This is a genomic window from Raineyella sp. W15-4 (assembly GCF_033170155.1).
GTDB lineage: Bacteria > Actinomycetota > Actinomycetes > Propionibacteriales > Propionibacteriaceae > Raineyella.
Window position 1 is genome coordinate 1,287,621 of the sequence record NZ_CP137079.1, and the last position, 19,224, is coordinate 1,306,844.

General features: G+C 70.0%; 17 protein-coding genes and 1 tRNA gene. 13 read left to right on the forward strand and 5 right to left on the reverse strand.

What is annotated here, in order from left to right; all coding sequences use genetic code 11:
• Positions 1-361: 361 nt before the first annotated feature.
• Both R0145_RS05980 and R0145_RS05985 read right to left on the reverse strand, forming a co-directional pair.
• On the reverse strand, positions 362-832 hold the full coding sequence (locus R0145_RS05980) for a hypothetical protein (RefSeq protein ID WP_317839455.1): 471 nt from the start codon (positions 830-832) through the stop codon (positions 362-364).
• A gap of 189 nt (positions 833-1,021) precedes the next feature.
• A tRNA-Pro gene (locus tag R0145_RS05985) sits at positions 1,022-1,097 on the reverse strand.
• Between the two features lie 267 nt (positions 1,098-1,364).
• On the opposite strand from R0145_RS05985, the gene tig reads away from it, so the two are divergent.
• The 4 genes from tig to clpX all read left to right on the forward strand — a co-directional run bounded on the left by tig (position 1,365) and on the right by clpX (position 5,770).
• On the forward strand, positions 1,365-2,966 hold the full coding sequence (gene tig / locus R0145_RS05990) for a trigger factor (protein WP_317839456.1): 1,602 nt from the start codon (positions 1,365-1,367) through the stop codon (positions 2,964-2,966).
• Positions 2,967-3,154: 188 nt separating this feature from the next.
• Positions 3,155-3,730 (forward strand): ATP-dependent Clp protease proteolytic subunit, encoded by a 576-nt coding sequence (locus tag R0145_RS05995; RefSeq protein WP_317840157.1) that lies wholly within the window; start codon positions 3,155-3,157, stop codon positions 3,728-3,730.
• Between the two features lie 11 nt (positions 3,731-3,741).
• Entirely contained in the window at positions 3,742-4,452 is a 711-nt protein-coding gene (locus R0145_RS06000) for an ATP-dependent Clp protease proteolytic subunit (protein ID WP_317839457.1), read from the forward strand.
• Between the two features lie 22 nt (positions 4,453-4,474).
• Positions 4,475-5,770, forward strand: coding sequence for an ATP-dependent Clp protease ATP-binding subunit ClpX (gene clpX / locus R0145_RS06005; protein ID WP_317839458.1), 1,296 nt, complete (start codon positions 4,475-4,477; stop codon positions 5,768-5,770).
• A 226-nt stretch (positions 5,771-5,996) separates the two neighbouring features.
• On the opposite strand, the gene valS is transcribed toward clpX, so the two are convergent.
• The 3 genes from valS to R0145_RS06020 form a co-directional block, all read right to left on the reverse strand.
• Positions 5,997-8,609, reverse strand: a complete 2,613-nt coding sequence (gene valS / locus R0145_RS06010; RefSeq protein ID WP_317839459.1) for a valine--tRNA ligase — start codon at positions 8,607-8,609, stop codon at positions 5,997-5,999.
• A gap of 69 nt (positions 8,610-8,678) precedes the next feature.
• Positions 8,679-9,461 carry a DsbA family protein gene (locus tag R0145_RS06015; protein WP_317839460.1) on the reverse strand — a complete coding sequence of 261 codons (783 nt, stop codon included), beginning with the start codon at positions 9,459-9,461 and terminating at the stop codon, positions 8,679-8,681.
• 14 nt (positions 9,462-9,475) lie between these two features.
• Complete coding sequence (locus R0145_RS06020; RefSeq protein ID WP_317839461.1) at positions 9,476-10,033, reverse strand: DoxX family protein; 558 nt, start codon at positions 10,031-10,033, stop codon at positions 9,476-9,478.
• 68 nt (positions 10,034-10,101) lie between these two features.
• On the opposite strand from R0145_RS06020, the gene R0145_RS06025 reads away from it, so the two are divergent.
• From R0145_RS06025 to mnhG, 9 genes are all read left to right on the forward strand, one after another.
• Positions 10,102-11,613 (forward strand): folylpolyglutamate synthase/dihydrofolate synthase family protein, encoded by a 1,512-nt coding sequence (locus R0145_RS06025; RefSeq protein WP_317839462.1) that lies wholly within the window; start codon positions 10,102-10,104, stop codon positions 11,611-11,613.
• 2 nt (positions 11,614-11,615) lie between these two features.
• Entirely contained in the window at positions 11,616-11,957 is a 342-nt protein-coding gene (locus R0145_RS06030; RefSeq protein WP_317839463.1) for a DUF4233 domain-containing protein, read from the forward strand.
• Positions 11,958-12,105: 148 nt separating this feature from the next.
• Complete coding sequence (gene ndk, locus R0145_RS06035; RefSeq protein WP_317839464.1) at positions 12,106-12,540, forward strand: nucleoside-diphosphate kinase; 435 nt, start codon at positions 12,106-12,108, stop codon at positions 12,538-12,540.
• A complete protein-coding gene (locus R0145_RS06040; RefSeq protein WP_317839465.1) occupies positions 12,537-15,560 on the forward strand; it encodes a Na+/H+ antiporter subunit A in 3,024 nt (1,007 codons plus the stop codon). Before ndk ends, R0145_RS06040 begins: the two co-directional genes overlap by 4 nt.
• Positions 15,560-16,153, forward strand: a complete 594-nt coding sequence (locus R0145_RS06045) for a Na(+)/H(+) antiporter subunit C (protein ID WP_317839466.1) — start codon at positions 15,560-15,562, stop codon at positions 16,151-16,153. Before R0145_RS06040 ends, R0145_RS06045 begins: the two co-directional genes overlap by 1 nt.
• Complete coding sequence (locus R0145_RS06050) at positions 16,150-17,670, forward strand: Na+/H+ antiporter subunit D (RefSeq protein WP_317839467.1); 1,521 nt, start codon at positions 16,150-16,152, stop codon at positions 17,668-17,670. The genes R0145_RS06045 and R0145_RS06050 overlap by 4 nt, the downstream gene beginning before the upstream one ends.
• A complete protein-coding gene (locus tag R0145_RS06055; RefSeq protein ID WP_317839468.1) occupies positions 17,667-18,344 on the forward strand; it encodes a Na+/H+ antiporter subunit E in 678 nt (225 codons plus the stop codon). Before R0145_RS06050 ends, R0145_RS06055 begins: the two co-directional genes overlap by 4 nt.
• Positions 18,341-18,829, forward strand: coding sequence for a monovalent cation/H+ antiporter complex subunit F (locus R0145_RS06060; RefSeq protein WP_317839469.1), 489 nt, complete (start codon positions 18,341-18,343; stop codon positions 18,827-18,829). The genes R0145_RS06055 and R0145_RS06060 overlap by 4 nt, the downstream gene beginning before the upstream one ends.
• The gene (gene mnhG, locus R0145_RS06065) at positions 18,826-19,215 is read left to right on the forward strand and encodes a monovalent cation/H(+) antiporter subunit G (RefSeq protein ID WP_317839470.1); all 390 of its coding nucleotides are present in this window, start codon (positions 18,826-18,828) and stop codon (positions 19,213-19,215) included. The genes R0145_RS06060 and mnhG overlap by 4 nt, the downstream gene beginning before the upstream one ends.
• The last annotated feature ends 9 nt before the right edge of the window (positions 19,216-19,224 follow it).

The following is a 19,224-nucleotide window of genomic DNA, read 5'->3' on the forward strand; positions in this document are numbered from 1 at the left end:
GCTGGCTGAGATCGGGCTGGCAGCGATCTCCGAGTTCGGGTTTGTCTTGGCTGGCGGGTATGCCATCTCCGCCAACGGGATGGGTGACCGTCCTTCGGAGGACGTCGACATGTTCACTAATCGGGTGGACCCTGGCCAATTCGCTATGGCTGTCGAACGTCTCCGGAAGGCCTACTTGGTCAATGGGCTCCAGGTCGAAGACGAACGAATCCGCCCCACATTCGCTGAGTTCCAGGTTGCTGACCCAGTTTCAGGTGAAACTAGCAGTATTCAACTCGGGCTGGACTTCAGAGCCTTTCCACCCGCGACGCTCGACCTGGGACCGGTGCTCGATGCCCGTGACGCGGTGGGGGCAAAGATGTCAGGTGAAGAGGGTGGGCCTCTTGGCAGCGGTTGCGGCGTCGCAGGCTTGTCGCAGTTGCTCAAGCAGGTCAGCCCGGTCCTCGACGACTGGCGGGAGGGCGATGACGATGCCGGGCTCGTCGACCCGCCACTCCAGGTCTCCCGGACCCTTCCAGATCCCGATCGCCATCCCGACGGTGATGGACGTTCGGTCGTCGGAGATTTGGAGCCCGACCGACGGGCCCCCGCGGCCGAGGAGGAGACTGCCTGAGCGCACCGCGGACGAGAACGAGCCTCGGACCGTGCGTGGGACTGTACGCCACGGTCCGCCAGCAGCCACCAGCAGCGCGTGCGGCGGAACCTGCAGGAACTCGGCCAGCGAAACAAGGTCGTCGTCTCGGTCCAGGCTGAAGTACGGGTGATCTGCGTCATCTGGGAACAGCCCGTAGTACGGGTGATCTGCGTCATCTGGGAACAGCCCGTCACTCATGCCGGAAACCCTCTCAATGGTCGCTGCCTCTAGGCGCATCCGCCACGTGTCGGCGGCATTCCGCTGGACGATCGAGCACGGGGAGAGCTGGCACTGGCCGGACCGAGGATTGAGCCCAGGGGGACCGATGAACCTGCGATGAGGTGTGCAGCGATCCACCATCTACCCAGCGAGAGCAAATGTTCCACTTGGTCGGGGCGACAGGACTCGAACCTGCGGTCTCCTGCTCCCAAAGCAGGCGCGCTAGCCACTACGCTACGCCCCGGTCGTACGGACGGTCGCCGTACGTCACGACGTGCCGTACCCACGAGAGTCCTACCGGTCCGGCCGGCGGCTGGCCGTCGGCTCGGAACTGTTGGAGTCTAGCGGTGCGGTGGCGGTGCGGCCAAGTCCACAGTTTCGGCCTGCCGGGGCGGCAGGCTAGGATGTCATCCTGTCTGCGCCGGGCGAGGACTCAGTTGCGGACACCCATGACGTGAGGGGGCGACCGACCGGCCGTCGCCCTGTGTCCATCGATTCAGGAGTATCCGTCTTGCCGAGCACTGTTGAGCAGCTGAGCCCCTCCCGGGCCAAGATCACCGTCGAGGTGCCCTTCGCCGACCTGAAGCCGCACTTGGACAAGGCCTACAAGGAGATCGCCCAGCAGGTGCAGATTCCCGGCTTCCGCCCGGGTCATGTGCCGGCAGCGATCATCGACCAGCGGTTCGGCCCGGGTGTCGCGCTGGAGCAGGCGCTGAACGAGGCGCTCCCGGATCTGTACTCCTCGGCGGTGACCGAGCACGAGCTGGTGCCGTTGACCCAGCCGGAGATCGAGGTCACCAAGCTCGAGCTCGGCGAGACCGTCGAGTTCACCGCGGAGCTGGACGTCCGGCCGGACTTCATGATCCCGGCGTTCGACGCCATCGAGGTCGAGGTCGACCCGATCGAGTCGACCGAGGAGGAGCTCGAGGAGCAGGTGAAGATCCTGCGTGAGCGGTTCGCCACCAACACCGAGGTGGACCGCCCGGCGGCCGAGGGTGATCTGGTCACCTTCGATCTGAAGGCCACCAAGGACGGCGAGCTGGTCGAGGGCGGCGAGGCCGAGGGCGTCACTTACCGGGTCGGCGCCGGCGGCATGGTCGAGGGCATGGACGAGGCTCTCACCGGGATGACGGCCGGCGAGTCGAAGAGCTTCACCTCCGCCCTGGTGGGCGGCCCGGCGATGGGTCAGGAGGCCGATATCGAGGTCACCGTCACCAAGGTGCAGGAGCAGGAGCTGCCCGAGGTCGACGACGATTTCGCTCAGATGGTGTCCGAGTTCGACACCGTCGAGGAGATGTACGACGACCTGCGGGAGAACCTGGTCCGGCTGCACCGCGTCGACCAGGCCAACGCCGCCCGGGACAAGGTGCTCGACGCCGTCGTCAAGCAGATCGACCTGGAGCTGCCCGAGCAGCTGCTGGCCGCCGAGGTCGAGGCTCGCAACAACCAGGTCGACCAGGAGCTCGCCCAGGCCGGCATGACCCTGAAGCAGTACCTTGCGGACTCCGAGGAAGAGGCGGAGACCGAGGAGGAGTTCCGGGCCACCCTCGCCGACCGTGCCGCGCAGTCTGTCAAGGCCCAGCTGGTGCTGGACAAGATCGCCGAGGACCACGACGTCCAGATCGAGCAGACCGATCTCACCGAGCATCTCTTCGCCCGGGCCCGGGCCAACCGCACCTCCCCCGAGCAGGAGATGCAGCACATGCTCGAGCACGATCACACCCAGGAGTGGATGACCGAGATCCGCCGCTCCAAGGCCCTGTCGCTGATCCTCGGCGCCGCCACCGTCAAGGACACCGACGGCAACGTCGTCGACCTGGCGACCCTGCAGGCCGACGGCACCTTCGCCGAGCCCGAGGAGACCGCCGAGGTGGCCGAGGCCACCGAGGGTGCGTCGGCGACCTCCGTCCTCGAAGCCGAGCTGGTCGAGACCGCCGACGCCGAGGAGTCGGCCGCCGAGCCCGCCACTGAGGTGGCCGACCTGGCCGAGGCCGAGACCGTCGAGGTCGAGGAGACCCCCGAGGCGGAGACCGTCGAGGAGACCCCCGAGACCGAGGACACCACCGAGAAGGCCGAGCCGACCGACGCCGCGGTGGACGCCACCGCCGAGTGACCTCCCGGTCACCGGACGATCCCGGGCGGCCGTTCCTCTTCGAGGGACGGTCGCCTTCGTCGTCCGCTCTGCCCGTAGCGAACACGACACGGATCGGGTCCGATTTGCCGCGACGGGCCGGTAGGTTCGGGATCGTGAACGTGAATCAGGGAAGCCCCCTCGCCGCCAACGGCGCGAGCCCACTCGGCATGGCGGACAATGTCTACCAGTCCCTCTTGGCGAACCGGATCATCTTCCTGGGCTCGGAGGTCAAGGACGAGAACGCGAACGCGATCTGCGCCCAGATGCTCCTCCTGAATGCCGAAGACCCGGACAAGGACATCTACCTCTACATCAACTCCCCGGGTGGATCCGTGACCGCGGGCATGGCCATCTACGACACCATGCAGTGGATCTCGAACGATGTCGCCACCGTGGCCATGGGGATGGCCGCGTCGATGGGTCAGTTCCTGCTCAGTGCCGGCACCCGCGGCAAGCGTTACGCCCTCCCGCACAGTCGGATCCTGATGCACCAGCCGTTGGGCGCCATCGGCGGCACCGCCACCGAGGTCAAGATCAACGCCGAGCAACTGCTGGCCACCAAGAAGGAGATGGCCAAGCTCATCTCCGGGCACACCGGCCAGCCGCTGGACAAGATCGAGGCGGACTCCGACCGCGACCGGTGGTTCACCGCGCAGGAGGCCCTCGACTACGGCTTCATCGACCATGTGTACGAGAAGGCGTCCCAGATCACCGCCGACCGCGACGACGCCCCGAACCAGTGAGGAGGACGACCATGGACAAGCAGCAGCTCGCTCGGTTCAACATGGAGCAGCGCCACGAGGCCCTGTATCCCACCGGACTGCCCCCGGTCGGCGCTGACGGTGTCGCCCCGCTCGGGCCCCGGATGGACTACTTCATCCCCCAGTGGGAGGAGCGTACGTCGTACGGCGTGCGTCGGGTCGACCCGTACACCAAGCTCTTCGAGGACCGGATCATCTTCCTCGGCACCCCGGTGACCGACGACATCGCCAACGCGGTGATGTCGCAGCTGCTGGTGCTGCAGTCGATGGACCCGGAGCGGCCGGTCAGCATCTACATCAACTCGCCGGGCGGCTCCTTCTCCGCGATGAGCGCCATCTACGACACGATCCAGTACATCAAGCCCGATGTGCAGACGATCTGCCTGGGGATGGCGGCCTCCGCCGCGGCGGTCCTGCTGGCGGCCGGCACCAAGGGGCAGCGGCTCGCGCTGCCGAACTCGACCATCCTGATCCACCAGCCCTCGATGGGGCAGACCTCGTACGGTCAGTCCTCCGACATCGAGATCCAGGCCAACGAGATCCTCCGGATCCGTTCCCTGATGGAGAAGATGCTGTCCGACGCGACCGGCCAGACGGTCGAGCAGGTCAGTCGCGATGTCGACCGGGACAAGTACCTCACCGCCGACGAGGCCAAGGAGTACGGCCTGATCGACGACGTGCTGAAGTCCCTCAAGGACGCCTAGGTCACGAGGGGAACGAACAGTCATGTCGCGCATCGGGGAGACCGGTGACCTGCTGAAGTGCTCCTTCTGCGGGAAGAGCCAGAAGCAGGTCAAGAAACTCATCGCAGGGCCCAACGTCTACATCTGCGACGAGTGCATCGAGCTGTGCAACGAGATCATCGAGGAGGAATTCTCCGAGAGCGGGGAGACCGGCACCTTCGACGAACTCCCCAAGCCGCAGCAGATCCGGGACTTCCTCGACGAGTACGTGATCGGACAGGACGGGGCGAAGAAGACCCTCGCCGTCGCCGTCTACAACCACTACAAGCGGGTGCAGGCCCAGAACGCCCCGACTCCTCGGCGGGCCGCCGAGGAGGACGGGGTGGAACTGGGGAAGTCCAACATCCTGCTGATCGGCCCGACCGGGTGCGGTAAGACGTACCTGGCGCAGACGATGGCCCGGATGCTGAACGTGCCGTTCGCGATGGCCGACGCGACCGCGCTGACCGAGGCCGGCTACGTCGGTGAGGATGTCGAGAACATCCTGCTGAAGCTCATCCAGGCCGCGGACTTCGACGTGCACAAGGCCGAGACCGGGATCATCTACATCGACGAGATCGACAAGGTGGCCCGCAAGTCGGAGAACCCGTCGATCACCCGGGACGTGTCCGGCGAGGGCGTGCAGCAGGCGCTGCTGAAGATCCTCGAGGGTACGGTCGCCTCGGTCCCGCCGCAGGGCGGCCGCAAACATCCGCACCAGGACTTCATCCAGATCGATACGACGAACGTGCTGTTCATCGTCGGCGGCGCCTTCGCCGGCCTGGACGACATCATCAACGAACGGGTCGGGAAGCGACCGCTCGGCTTTAACAACGATCTGGCGTCCCGGCTGTCGAAGAGCCCCGACCCGTACTCCGACGTCCGGCCCGAGGACCTGCACAAGTACGGGCTGATCCCCGAGTTCATCGGCCGGCTGCCGATGATCGCGACGGTGGCCCCGCTGGATCGGGAGGCGCTGGTCCGGATCCTCGTCGAGCCCCGCAACGCCCTGGTCCGTCAGTACCAGCGGCTGTTCGAGCTGGACGGGGTCGACCTGGAGTTCACCGAGGAGGCCATCTCGGCGGTCGCCGACGCGGCGCTGGAACGGGGCACCGGGGCGCGCGGGCTGCGCGCCATCCTCGAGGAGTCGCTGCTCGACGTGATGTACGAGGTGCCCTCCGACGAGAGCATCACCCAGGTCGTGGTGGACGGCGAGGTCATCACCGAAGGCACCCGGCCACAGCTGTTGAGCCGGGCCAAGGCCACCAAGCGCGGTCAGCGGCACGAGCGGACGGCCTGATCCTGCTCTGGTCCCGGCTCGCGGTCGGACTCGGGCCGGCCGTGGTCCGCTCGCGGTCGGACTCGGGCCCGCCTGGGGCCAATGGGCCCGATGGGTCCGATGACGCACCGCCGCCGATGCCTCCACGTTTCGCCCCCGCATTGTTGTCTGACTTCAGGCAACAATGCGGGGGCGAAGCGCATGACCCCGAGGGGACAGAAGCGCATGACCCCGAGGGGACGGCGCCTCAGGCCTCCTCGGGCTCCAGCTCCACCGCCGCGGTGATCGCCTCGGCGCCGGTCCGCCAGGTGATCTCGCCGCTGATCCGGCCGACAGCCCGCAGATCGGCCTCGACGCCCTGCAGACGGGTGATCGCCTCCTGCGGGCCGTCGATGGTCACGGCGACGATCTGGGTCTTCATCGACCGCTTCGCGGCCGACTTCGCGCCGCGCAGCAGCTCCAGGGCGGCGGCCACGTCGTCGAGAAGCTCCGGATCGCCGGCGGCGAGGCCGTCGGTCAGTTCGCCCGGCGTCGGCCAGGCGGCGCGGTGCACCGAGCCGTCCTGCCACCAGGACCAGACCTCCTCGGTGACGAACGGCATGATCGGCGCAAACAGGCGCAGCTGGACGGTGAGGGCCAGGGCCAGGGCGTTCTGGGCCGAGGCGGCCGCGGCCGCACCCTGCGCACCGTACGCTCGCTCCTTGACCAGTTCGAGGTAGTCGTCGCAGAACTGCCAGAAGAACTTCTCCGCGGTCTCCAGTGCGACCGAGTAGTCGTACGCCTCGAACGCCTCGGTCGACCGGCGTACCACGTCGGTCAGAGCAGTGAGCATCGCCAGGTCGGCCGGCTCGGTGACCTGGGCCGGGTCGGTCGAGGTGCCGTAGCCGAGGACGAACTTCGACGCGTTGAGGATCTTCATCGCCAGCCGGCGACCGACCTTCATCTGCTTCTCGTCGAAGGGGGAGTCCATCCCCGGCCGGGCCATCGCGGCCCGCCAGCGCACCGCATCGGCGCCGAACTTCTCCAGGATCTCGGAGGGCACCACGACGTTGCCCTTGGACTTCGACATCTTCTTGCGGTCCGGGTCGACGACGAAGCCGGAGATCGTCGCGCGCCGCCACGGCAGCGAGTCGAACTCCAGGTGCGACCGGACGATCCGGGAGAACAACCAGGTGCGGATGATGTCGTGCGCCTGCGGGGCCAGATCCATCGGGAAGACCCGGGCGAAGAGGTCCTCGTCCCGGCTCCAGCCGCCGGCGATCCACGGGGTGAGCGAGGAGGTGGCCCAGGTGTCCATCACGTCCGGGTCGGCGGTGAAGCCGCCGGGCTGGTTGCGCTGCGACTCCTGGTAGCCGGTCGGGCACTCCGAGGCCGGGTCGACCGGCAGGGCGTCCTCCGCGGCGAGGATCGGGTGGTCGTAGTCCGGTTCGCCCTCGGCGTCCAGCGGATACCAGACCGGGAACGGTACGCCGAAGTAGCGCTGCCGCGAGATCAGCCAGTCACCGTTCAGGCCACCGACCCAGTCCTCGTAGCGGTGCCGCATGTGCGGCGGCACCCACTCCAGTTCCTCGCCGCGCTTCAGCAGGGCCTGCTTGAGGTCCTCGTCGTGGCCGCCGTTGCTGATGTACCACTGGCGGGTCGAGACGATCTCCAGCGGCTTGTCGCCCTTCTCGTAGAAGTTCGTCTTGCGCTGGGTCGGCTCCGGCTCGCGGACCAGCTCGCCGTTCTCCCGCAGCATCGCGACGGTCTCCTCGCGGGCCGAGAAGGTCGTCTTGCCGGCGATCCGCTCGTACGCCGCGGCGTTGACCACCCAGTCGGGGACCTCGCGGGTCAGCCGGCCGTCGCGGCCGATGATCGTCCGGGTGGGCAGCTGCAGCTCACGCCACCAGGTGACGTCGGTGAGGTCGCCGAACGTACAGCACATCGCGATGCCGGACCCCTTGTCGGGCTCCGCGTCGCGGTGAGCGAGCACCGGCACCTCGACGCCGAACACCGGCGTCGTCACAGTGCTGCCGAACAGCGGCTGGTAACGCTCGTCGTCCGGGTGGGCGATCAGGGCGCAGCAGGCGGCCAGCAGCTCGGGCCGGGTGGTCTCGATGACGACCTCACCGCCGTCGGCCTTGTGGAAGTTCAACGCATGGTAGAAGCCGGGGTAGTCGCGGGCCTCCAGCTCCGCCTGGGCCACCGCGGTCTGGAAGGTGACGTCCCACATCGTCGGCGCCTCGGACATGTACGCCTCGCCGCGCTCGTGGTTGTGCAGGAAGGCACGCTGGGCGACGGCCTGCGACTCGTCCGAGATCGTCGTGTAGAGCAGGCCCCAGTCCACGGACAGGCCGACGTGCTTCCACAGCGTCTCGAAGACCTGCTCGTCGACGGCGGTCAGTTCCTGGCACAACGCGACGAAGTTGCGGCGGCTGATCGGCACCTGCCGCTTCGGGTCCGGCTTCGCCGGCGGGGTGAAGTCCGGATCGTACGGGACCGACGGGTCGCAGCGGACCCCGTAGTAGTTCTGCACCCGGCGCTCGGTCGGCAGGCCGTTGTCGTCCCACCCGATCGGGTAGAACACCTCCTTGCCGCGCATCCGCTGGTAGCGGGCGATGACGTCGGTGTGGGTGTAGGAGAACACGTGCCCCACGTGCAGCGACCCGGAGACCGTGGGCGGCGGGGTGTCGATGGAGAACACCGACGCCCGCGGGGCAGTGCGGTCGAAGGCGTACGTCCCGGCCTCGTCCCAGCGGGTGCCCCAGCGCTCCTCGAGCCCCTCCAGGGCCGGCTTCTCCGGTACCCGGGCCTCGACTACCGGGGTGACCGCCGACTGCGGTGCCGTGGTGGAGGAGGGGTTCCGGAGGGGTGCGTTCATGGGGTGCATCTTACGGACTGGCCCCGCCCCCACGCACATCTCGGATGGGGGCGAGACCTCGTCCGGGGCTCACTGACCGGCGGCGGCCTTTGCCACGGCGGCGGGGAACTGATCGGGCGCGGACAGGGTGGTGAGATCCAGGTTCTTGCCGTTCACGTGGACGGTCGGTGTGCCGGTCACCCCGTCGCGGGCCGCGGCAGTGTTCGTCTGCTGGGCGAAGCTCTTGTACGTGCCGGCGTCGTAGCACTGCTGGAACTGGGTCAGCTTGTCGCCGCTGGTGCCGAGCTGGGCGGGCAGCTGGTTGCGTAGCAGGTCGTCGGTGTAGCCCTGGCCCTCCTGGGCCGGTTGGTTGTTGAACACCGCCTGGTGGTAGGCGGCGTAGTCACCGACCTCGGCGTAGCAGGCCGCCGCGTTGGCCGCCCGCAGCGAGGAGTCGTTGCGGAGGTTGGTGTCGAGGAAGATCATCGGTCGGTAGATCAGCTGGTAGTCGCCCTGCTGGGCGCCGCCGAGGATGTACTGGCCGGCGTACCGCTCCAGCGAGCCGCAGCCCGGGCACTGGTAGTCGAAGAACAGCTCGACGACCGGCTTGCCGTCCGCCGCACCGGGGTTGACCACGATGCCGTTACCCGCGGCGGTGGCGTTCGGCGGCACCGCGCCGTTGGCGGCCGGCGTGTTGCGGCTCTGCACCCAGACCAGGCCGCCGATCACCAGCGCGGCGACGACGACCACCGAGAGCGCGGTGATGACGATCTTCCGGGTGCGGGCGCGCCGGGCCTCGGCCTCGGCCTGAGCACGCATCTGAGCCCGGCGATTGCTCGCGGGGGTGGGGCCTGCCGGCTTCTTGCTGCTCATCCAGGAGCCTTCCTTCACTCGTTGTCGGGGAACTCGTCGGTCGGCACGGGGGCCAGCGCGAACAGCCGGTCCTCCACCGCGAACGGCGTGTGGGGGCGGATCACCAGGAAGACACCGAGGGCCATCAGGCCGGCGTCGCGGAGGATCTCCAGGCCGTACTTCGTCTGGTTGGCCGCGACCTGGCCACCGCCGCCGAAGCAGCCGCAGTCGATGGTCAGCCCGCGTACCCAGGCCTGGGTGATCCCGATGATGAAGGCGGCCATGAAGAGACTGCCGATCAGCGCGGCCCAGCGGGTGAACAGGCCGGCGATGAGCAGCACCCCGACGATGATCTCCAGCGGCGGCAGGGCGTGGCCGACCACGACCGCCAGGTCGTAGGGCAGGATCTGGTAGCCGCGGACGGCGAGGACGGACTGCTCGAGGTCGCTGATCTTGAGCGCACCGGCGACGACCAGGACACCGCCGAGCCCGAGCCGGCACGCCAGCCCGACCCAGTCGAGGACACCGTGGCCGGCCGGGCCGGCAGCGCTGGCCTCGGTGTCGGCGGCGGGAGTGGGTGTCACGGGGGACATGCCCCCGAGTCTAGAGGGCCCGCGCGGGTGCTCCCCGAGGACGGAACCCGTCTAGACTTCGCTGCGCTATGTCTGACATCTCTCCTGCCCCGTCGGCCCTCACCGGCGAGGCCCGCCACCAGGCCCTGTCCGAACAGCTCACCTCCCGGTGGCCCGAACACCGGGTCGGCCCGTCGCTGGCCCGGATCGCGGCACTGTGTGAACTCCTCGGCGACCCGCAGCGGGCGATGCCGGTGATCCAGATCACCGGCACCAACGGCAAGGGCAGCACCGCGATCATGATCGAGGCGCTGCTGCGGGCGGTCGGCCTGCGGACCGGCCGGTTCAGTTCGCCGCACCTCACCGATGTCCGGGAGCGGATCAGCATCGACGGGGCGCCGATCGGTGTCGAGCGGTTCGACGAGGTCTGGCAGGACATCGCACCGTACGTCGCGATGGTGGACGACCGGCTCCTCGACGGCATCCCGATGACCTTCTTCGAGGTGATCACCGGCATGGCGTACGCCGCCTTCGCCGATGCGCCGGTCGACGTGGCGATCGTCGAGGTCGGGATGGGGGGCCGGTGGGACGCCACCTCGGTCGCCGACGCCGCGGTCGCGGTCTTCGCCCCGATCAGCTACGACCACATGCACATCCTGGGCAACACCCTGACCGAGATCGCCACCGAGAAGGTGGGGATCATCAAGGAGGGTGGCCGGGTGGTGACCGCCGGCCAGGATCTCGAGGCGGCCACCGTGCTGCTGCGCCGGGCGGCCGAGCTGGGCGTGCCGGTCGCCGCGGAGGGTGTCGACTTCGGCCTGCTCGACCGTACGCCGGCCCTCGGCGGCCAGGTGATCGCGGTGAACGCCGGCGCCGGCCCGGTCCACGACCTGCACCTGCCGCTCTACGGGGACCACATGGCCCACAACGCCGCGCTGGCGATCGCCGCGGTGGAGACCTTCCTGGGCGGCAAGGCCCTCACCCCCGCGGTGATCCAGGACGGCTTCGACCAGGTGATCGCGCCCGGGCGGATGGAGGTGGTGCGGACCTCGCCGACCATCGTCCTGGACTCCGCGCACAACCCGCACGGCGCCGCCGCGGTGGTGCGGACACTGCAGGAGGCGTTCACCTTCGACCCGCTGATCGGGGTCTTCGCGGCGATGCGGGACAAGGACGTCCGCCGGGTGCTGGAGATCCTCGAACCGGTGATGCACCAGATCGTCGTCACCACCGTCGCCTCGACCACCCGGGCGCTGGACCCGGAGGAACTCGGCGAGATCGCCCGAGAGGTCTTCGGCGGCGACCGGGTGCACGTTGCGCCGACGATGGCCGACGCGCTGGAGCAGGCCACCCTGATCGCGGACACGCTGATCGGCGGGGGAGTCGATCCGCAGCTGCTGGCGGGGGAGGACGCCGTCCCGCCGACCCCGGGCATTCTGGTCACCGGCACGGTGATCGGGATCGGCGAGGCGCGTGGGATCCTCGTACCGGGGGAGCGGGCGGCCGGGGAGAGCCGTCTCGCTGCCCGGGCGGTGGCCACCGACGGCGCTGCCCAACTGGAGATCGGCACCACCGGCTGGGGCGCCGAGGGGGAGGACTGACCGTGCTGCTGGGCAGGGACAACCCGATGATCCGGGTGCTGATGCTGACCCTCTACTTCGAGGTGGTCGTGTTCGGCCTCTCGCTCGCCGTGATGGTGATGGTCGACGACGTCCGCCCGGGGCTGGCGGGTGGCCTCGCGGGCGTGGCGGCGCTGCTCGCCGTGGTGGCGGGCGCCACGATCAAACGCCCGTACGGCCAGGTGCTGGGCTGGCTGACCCAGGTGGTGGGCGTTGCACTGGGGATCGTCAGCCCGATCATGTACGTCGTGGGCGGCATCTTCGCCGGGCTCTACCTGGCGAGCTTCATCCTCGGCCGGCGGATCGCGGCCGGCCGGACGGCCTGATCGGCGGCGCCCGGCCACTCGACCTCACGGTCCCGCCGTCCGGGCGCCATCCGGTGCGGACCGTTGCCCGGTGACCACCCGGTTACGGTCCGGTCGCGACGGCCCGAGGCGACCCGGGAGCGGTCGTCGCGTCCGCTAGGGTGGCAGCATGACCGAAGCGCAGCGCACCCTCGTCCTGATCAAGCCTGACGCCGTCGCTCGGGGCCTCATCGGCGCCATCCTGGAGCGCTACGAGCGGAAGTCGCTGCGGGTCGTGGCGATGGAGCTGCGGACGGTCGATGCCGCGCAGTCCGATGCCCACTACGCCGAACATCTCGAGCGGGCCTTCTACCCGGGGTTGCGGGACTTCATCACCTCCGGTCCGCTCGTGGCGCTGGTGCTGGAAGGGGACGGTGCCGTGGAGGTGGTCCGGGCGCTGAACGGGGCGACGGACGGTCGCAAGGCCGCCCCCGGCACCATCCGCGGTGACTGGGCCCTGTCCAACCAGGCCAATCTCGTGCACGGCTCCGACGGTGCCAAGAGTGCCGCCCGTGAGATCGCCCTCTGGTTCCCCTCCCTGGCCTCCGGGCCGGGCGGTCAGTGACAGCGCTGATCGCCGTCCACTTCGGACTGGCGATCCTGGCCCCGGCGTTCACCCGCCTGTTGGGCCGGCGCGTGTTCCTGCTGTTCGCCCTCGCCCCCGCTGCGGCGGCGGTGTGGCTGGTGGGACTCCACCCGACGATCCTCGCCGGCGGGACGTACGAGGTGCATCAGCCGTGGGTGCCCGGCATCGGGCTGACCTTCGACCTGCGGATCGGCCTGGTGCAGTGGGTGCTCGGCCTGGTCGTCAGCGTCATCGGGGCGTTGGTGCTGTTCTACTGCCGGTGGTACTTCGCCGGCGGCCCGCCGCAGGGTCGGGTGGCCGGCCTGCTGGTGGCCTTCGCCGGTTCGATGCTGGGACTGGTCAGCGCCGACAACCTGCTGTACCTGTACGTCTTCTGGGAACTGACCACGGTCTTCTCCTACCTGCTGGTGGGCCACAACCCGCTGCGCGCCGCCAACCGTGGTGCCGCGCTGACCGCCCTGCTGGTGACCAGCACCGGCGGGCTGGCGATGCTGGCCGGCCTGCTGATGCTCGCCGGTGCGGCGGACAGCTACTCGCTGGCCGGGGTGGTCGCGGCGGCGCCCCGGGGACCGTACGTCATCGGTGCGGTGATGCTGGTGCTGTTCGGGGCGCTGACCAAATCCGCCCAGGTGCCGTTCCACTTCTGGCTGCCGGGGGCGATGGCCGCCCCGACACCGGTGTCGGCCTACCTGCACTCGGCCGCGATGGTGAAGGCGGGCGTCTACCTGCTGGCGGTGCTCGCCCCGGGGTTCGCGGCGGTGCCGGGCTGGCGGCCGCTGGTGATGACGGTCGGCGCGGTGACGATGGTCATCGGTGGCTACCGCGCCCTGCGCCAGCACGACATCAAGCTGCTGCTGGCGTACGGCACGGTCTCCCAACTCGGCTTCCTCTTCGTCCTGCTCGGCTCCGGGACCCGGGCCGGCGCGGTCGCCGGACTGGCGATGCTGGTGGCGCACGCGGTGTTCAAATCGGCCCTGTTCCTCACCGTCGGCATCGTCGACCGGTCGACCGGCACCCGTGACCTGCGCGAGCTGTCCGGGGTGGGCCGGCAACTGCCGTGGATCGCCGCGGCGGCCACTCTGGCGGGGATGGCGATGGCCGGCCTGCCGCCCACCGCCGGGTTCCTGGCCAAGGAGGCGGCCTTCGAGGCGATCGTGAACTGGGCCGTCGATCCGGTCTCCGACGGCACCGGCATGTTGCCCGGGCCGTCGATCGCGATGGCCGGTCTGGTGGTCCTCGGTTCGGTGTTCACCGTGGCCTACACGCTGCGCTTCCTCTGGGGGGCATTCGCCACCAAGACGACGGGGCGGAGCGGCGGGACGTCCGGCACGGCGCCGGTGCCGGCGAAGCCGACCCTCGTCCACGAGGTGCCGCTCGGCTTCGCCGCGGCGCCGCTGCTGCTCGGGGCGGCGACGGTGGTCCTCGGCGCGGTGGGTCCGGAGTGGAGCGCGATCATCATGCCGTACGGCGAGACCCTGGCGGTCGGGGCCCGGTCGCACGGTCTGGAGTTGGCCAGCGGCCTCACCCCCGCGCTCGCCCTGTCGATGTCGTGCTGGCTGCTGGGCGGGCTGATGTTCCGCTTCCGGGACCGGATCGCCGCGCTGCAGGAGACGATGCCGGCCATCCCACCGGCCGACCAGACGTTCCACCGGTTCATCCGCTGGCTGGACCGATTCGCGGTCGAGGTCACCTCGCGGGTCCAGCCGGGCTCGCTGCCGCTCTACCTCGCGGCGATCCTCGGCATGCTCGTGCTGTTCACCGGCACCGCGGCGTTCACCCAGCCCGGGCTCGGCAACGGCGTCCGGCTCTGGGACACTCCGGTGCAGGCGATCATCGGCGCGGTGATGTGTGTCGCGGCCTGGCTCGCCGCGAACTCCCGGGGCCGGCTCAAGGCGGTGATCCTGGTCGGGGTCACCGGCTACGGGCTGGCGCTGCTGTTCCTCATCCACGGGGCGCCGGACCTGGCGCTCACCCAGGTGCTCACCGAGACCGTGTCGATCGTGGTCTTCGTCCTGGTGCTGCGGAAGTTGCCGAAGTACTTCACCGACCGGCCGCTGACCTCGATGCGCTGGTGGCGGATCGGGCTGGCCATCGCCGTCGGCGCCACCGTGGTCGGCGCGGTCCTGGTGGCCGCCACCGCCAGGGTCGCCGAGCCGGTGTCGGGCGCGCTCTACACCCAGGCCTGGGAGATCGGTCACGGCACCAACATCGTCAACGTCACCCTCGTCGACGCCCGTGCCTGGGACACCTTCGGGGAGATCTCGGTGCTGCTGATCGCCGCCACCGGCGTCGCCTCGCTGATCTTCATCCGCGCCCGCTACACCGTCCGTACGCCGGCCCAGGCCCGTGAACAGGCGGCCCGGGAGGGGCGCGGGGCGCGCGGGTACTCCTGGCTGCGAGGCGGCCAGGCGCTCTCCCCGCTGCGCCGATCGCTGGTGATGGAGGTGGTCACCCGGCTGCTCTTCCCGGTGATGGTGATCACCTCGGTCTACGTCCTGATGTCCGGGCACAACTGGCCGGGGGGCGGGTTCGCCGGCGGGCTGATCGCCGGGCTGGCGCTCGTCCTGCGCTACCTGGCCGGGGGCCGGCACGAACTGGACGACGCCGCCCCGGTCGACGCCGGTGCGGTGCTGGGCTCCGGCATGGTGGTCGCGGTCGGCTCCGCTGTCGCGCCGCTCGCGGTGGGCGGCTCGGTGCTGGAGTCGTACGCCCTGGACATCCACCTGCCGTTCCTCGCCGAGGCACACGCCTTCGGCCGGGTCTGGCCGTTGCTGGGCGACATCCACGTGGTCACCTCGGTCTTCTTCGACATCGGCGTCTACCTGGTGGTGATCGGGCTGCTGCTCGACATCGCCCGGTCGCTGGGCGCCGGCATCGACGTCCAGACCGAGCAGGACCGCGCCCCGCACCCGGCCGAGGGCGGCGGGGTCCGCGGCGGACGCAGCGCGCTGCGGCTGCCCGGCCGTCCGTTCGAGGAACCCCGCGAGACGGAGGTCTGATGGCACCCAACCTCACCCTCCTCCTCATCGCCGGCTTCCTCATCGCCTGCGGGGTGTACCTGCTGCTGGAGCGATCGCTCACCCGGATCCTGATCGGGATCCTGCTCGCCTCGAACGGGGTGAACCTGCTCTACCCGATCATCGCCGGGCCCGCGCGGCTGCCCGCCTTCATCGGCATCAGTCCCCGCGACGGGATCACCGACCCGTTGCCCCAGGCGATGGTGCTGACCTCGATCGTGATCACCCTGGCGACCACCGCGTTCCTGCTGACGATGGCCTACCGGGCCTTCCAGGTGAACGGCCACGACGAGGTCCAGGACGACGTCGAGGACGCCGTCATCCGCCGCCTGGCACTGCTGGACGAGGCCTCCGAGTCGTACGACGCCGGGGTCACCAGCGGTGAGCCCGGTGAGGAGGCCGGCAGTGATGTCGTCGGCGGGACAGCGCCGGAGCCGGGCGACCTCGGTCGGTCCGGGCTCGAGGCCGGCAGCGCTGTCCGGGACGGCGCCGCCCCGGGCAGCGCGGCGCCGGTGGCCGGCGACCCCGCCGGGCGGGCGGGCGCGGAGACCGGCGGCGGAGAGGCGGACCGATGACCTGGCTGGTGCCGATGCCGATCCTGCTGGCCCTCTTCGGAGCCGGGCTGACCCTGATCCTGGGCCGACGGCCGAACGCCCAGCGCGCCGTCTCCGTCACCGTCCTGTCGCTGATCGTGGCGGTCGCCGCCGTGCTGGCGTACCGGGCCGATCGGGTCGGCGTGCAAGTGACCCGGATCGCCGGCTGGCCGGCACCGCAGGGCATCTCGCTGGTGGCCGACCGGCTCTCGACGCTGCTGCTGCTGGTGTCGTCGGTGATCTGTCTGCTGGTCCTGCTCTTCTCGCTGGGTCAGGAGGAGGAACAACGGCGCCGCGAGACGCCGATCTCGATCTTCCACCCGACCTTCCTGGCGCTCACCGCCGGGGTGTCGAACGCCTTCCTCACCGGCGACCTGTTCAACCTGTACGTCGGCTTCGAGATGCTGCTGTTCGCCTCCTTCGTTCTGCTCACCCTGGGCGGCACCGGGGAACGGATCCGGGCCGGCACCACCTACGTGGTGGTGTCCCTGGTCAGTTCGCTGCTCTTCCTGGTCGCCCTGGCCGCCGTGTACGCCGCGACCGGCACGGTCAACATGGCCCAGGCCGGGGCCCGGCTCGCGGCGCTGCCGATCGAGGTCCAGCAGGTGATCCACTTCCTGCTGATCACCGTCTTCGGGATCAAGGCCGCCGTCTTCCCGCTGTCCGCCTGGCTGCCGGACTCCTATCCGACCGCCCCGGCGCCGGTCACCGCGGTGTTCGCCGGCCTGCTCACCAAGGTCGGGGTGTACGCGATGATCCGGACCCAGACCGTGCTCTTCCCCGACAACGCGCTGCAAGTGCCGATGCTGGTGATCGGCATCCTCACCATGATCCTCGGCATCCTGGGTGCCATCGCCCAGGGCGAGATCAAGCGGATGCTCTCCTTCACCCTGGTCAGCCACATCGGCTACATGGTCTTCGGCATCGCGCTGGACTCCGACGCCGGGCTGTCCGGCGCGATCTTCTACACGGCGCACCACATCCTCGTCCAGACCGCCCTGTTCCTGGTCGCCGGCCTGATCGAGCGCCGCGGCGGGTCGACCTCGCTCAACGAGCTGGGTGGGCTGGCGTCCGCCTCACCGGTGTTGGGGGCGCTGTTCCTGGTCCCGGCGCTCAACCTGGCCGGCGTCCCGCCACTGTCGGGCTTCATCGGCAAGGTCGGCCTGCTGCGGGCCGGCGTCGGTGCCCACAACTGGCTCGCCGGCGTCGGGGTGGGCGCGGTGCTGCTGACCAGCCTGCTCACCCTGTTCGCCGTGGCGAAGATCTGGAACCGGGCGTTCTGGCAGGCGATGCCGCTGGTGGAGAACGAGGACGGCAAGCTGGTCGAGGCGGGCCTGCCGCTGCAGCCGTCGATGGCCGCCGTCGCGGGAGCGCTGGTCGCCGTCAGCCTGACCCTGACCGTGTTCGGCGGCCCGTTGTTCGGGTTCACCGACCGGGCGGCGCACGACGCGCGCAGCGGCGCGTACTCCGCCGCCGTGCTGCCGGAGGGGGTGCGATGAGCCGGGAGCCTCACGGCGGGGACGGGAGCCGGGTGCCCACCCGGCGGGTCCGCCCCGGCTGGCGGTCGATCCTGATCGGCGTGCTGATCTGGTGCATCCTGTGGGGCCGTGTCGATGTGAAGACGATCCTCGGCGGCCTGGTCGTCACCGGCGGGGTGGCGCTGTTGTTCCCGCTGCCGGCGATCCGCTTCCGTGGCCGGATCCGGCTGCTGGGCGTGATCCGGCTGGTCCTCACCACACTGCTCGACCTCGTCGAGTCGTCCTGGCGGGTCGCCGTGCTCGCCGTGGCCTGGCGCCGACCGGTCCGCAGCGCCATCGTCCGGGTCCGGCTGCGGACGAACTCCGACCTGCTGATCGCGATGATCGTCGAACTCATCGGTCTGGTCCCCGGGTCGGTCGTCGTGGAGCAGACGCGTGCGCCGTCCCAGGTCTTCGTCCACGTCCTCGACGTCCGTGACCGGTCCCACCTGGACGAGGCGTACGCGATCGTCCGTACGGTCGAGGAACGGGTGATCCGTGCCTTCGGGACCGACGAGGAACTCGCGGCGTTGGCCGCCCCGCCCGGCGCGGTCCCGACCTCGGCGGCTGCCGCGGCGGTGACCGAGCCGGCGGTAGGTGCGCCGCGAGCCGCCACCGGGGATCTCCCGTCGACCGATCCGGAGGTGGACCGATGACCGCGGTGGACAGCATCGAGGCGGCCCAAGGGCTGGTGGCGATCGTTGCGGTCGTCGTCCTCGGTCTGGCCGCCGCCGTCACGCTGTTCCGGCTGGCGAAGGGCCCCACCAGCCTGGACCGGATCATCGCCAGCGACCTGATCGTCGGGATCGCGGTCGGCGGTCTCGCCCTCCAGGTCGTCCTCAGCGACCGGCTCACCACGCTGCCGATCCTGCTGGCGCTGTCCCTGGTCGGGTTCATCGGGGCAGTGTCGATGGCACGGTTCGTCCATGACCAGGTGCCCGGATCGGCCGGCGAGGTCGGGCGGCGGTCCCGTCGACGGGGGGAAGGACGGCGACCCACCGTCCGGGCCGAACGGTCGGCGTCGACCCCTGAGCCGATGCCCGGTGCCGGCGGCCCGGGGATGCCCGGGCCTGGCGCGGCCGACCCGGAGGCGGCCGATCCCGGGGCGACCGGCCGGAATCGATCGGGAGGCACGGCATGACCGACGCGATCCTCGACCTGGTGGCAGCGGTGCTCTGTCTCATCGGCGCGCTGCTGTGTCTCACCGCCGCGGTGGGCCTGGTCCGGTTCCCCGACCTGATCTCGCGGATGCACCCGGCGGCCAAGCCGCAGAGCCTCGGCCTGCTGGTGCTGCTGGTCGGGGTGGTGCTGCACGTGCGGACCTGGTCGGCCTTCTTCCTGCTCGCCCTGGTCACCATCCTGCAGATGATGACGGTGACCCTGGCGTCCCACGTGGTGGCCCGCACCGGCTACCGGGCCCGGCTGATCGACCCGCGCACTCTGGTTGCCGACGAGCTCGCGGAGGCGGTCGCCGAGCGGGCCCGCGCCGATCGCGAGGGTCGGGGCGGGCCCCGGGCCGCGGACTGAGAGGATCTC

Excerpts from the sequence above, each read along its gene's own strand:
- R0145_RS05980 (WP_317839455.1), bottom strand. The coding sequence starts at position 832 with ATGAGTGACGGGCTGTTCCCAGATGACGCAGATCACCCGTACTACGGG.
- R0145_RS05995 (WP_317840157.1), top strand. The coding sequence starts at position 3,155 with ATGGCGGACAATGTCTACCAGTCCCTCTTGGCGAACCGGATCATCTTC.
- R0145_RS06000 (WP_317839457.1), top strand. The coding sequence starts at position 3,742 with ATGGACAAGCAGCAGCTCGCTCGGTTCAACATGGAGCAGCGCCACGAG.
- clpX (WP_317839458.1), top strand. The coding sequence starts at position 4,475 with ATGTCGCGCATCGGGGAGACCGGTGACCTGCTGAAGTGCTCCTTCTGC.
- valS (WP_317839459.1), bottom strand. The coding sequence starts at position 8,609 with ATGAACGCACCCCTCCGGAACCCCTCCTCCACCACGGCACCGCAGTCG.
- R0145_RS06015 (WP_317839460.1), bottom strand. The coding sequence starts at position 9,461 with ATGAGCAGCAAGAAGCCGGCAGGCCCCACCCCCGCGAGCAATCGCCGG.
- R0145_RS06020 (WP_317839461.1), bottom strand. The coding sequence starts at position 10,033 with ATGTCCCCCGTGACACCCACTCCCGCCGCCGACACCGAGGCCAGCGCT.
- R0145_RS06025 (WP_317839462.1), top strand. The coding sequence starts at position 10,102 with ATGTCTGACATCTCTCCTGCCCCGTCGGCCCTCACCGGCGAGGCCCGC.
- ndk (WP_317839464.1), top strand. The coding sequence starts at position 12,106 with ATGACCGAAGCGCAGCGCACCCTCGTCCTGATCAAGCCTGACGCCGTC.
- R0145_RS06045 (WP_317839466.1), top strand. The coding sequence starts at position 15,560 with ATGGCACCCAACCTCACCCTCCTCCTCATCGCCGGCTTCCTCATCGCC.
- R0145_RS06050 (WP_317839467.1), top strand. The coding sequence starts at position 16,150 with ATGACCTGGCTGGTGCCGATGCCGATCCTGCTGGCCCTCTTCGGAGCC.
- R0145_RS06055 (WP_317839468.1), top strand. The coding sequence starts at position 17,667 with ATGAGCCGGGAGCCTCACGGCGGGGACGGGAGCCGGGTGCCCACCCGG.
- R0145_RS06060 (WP_317839469.1), top strand. The coding sequence starts at position 18,341 with ATGACCGCGGTGGACAGCATCGAGGCGGCCCAAGGGCTGGTGGCGATC.
- mnhG (WP_317839470.1), top strand. The coding sequence starts at position 18,826 with ATGACCGACGCGATCCTCGACCTGGTGGCAGCGGTGCTCTGTCTCATC.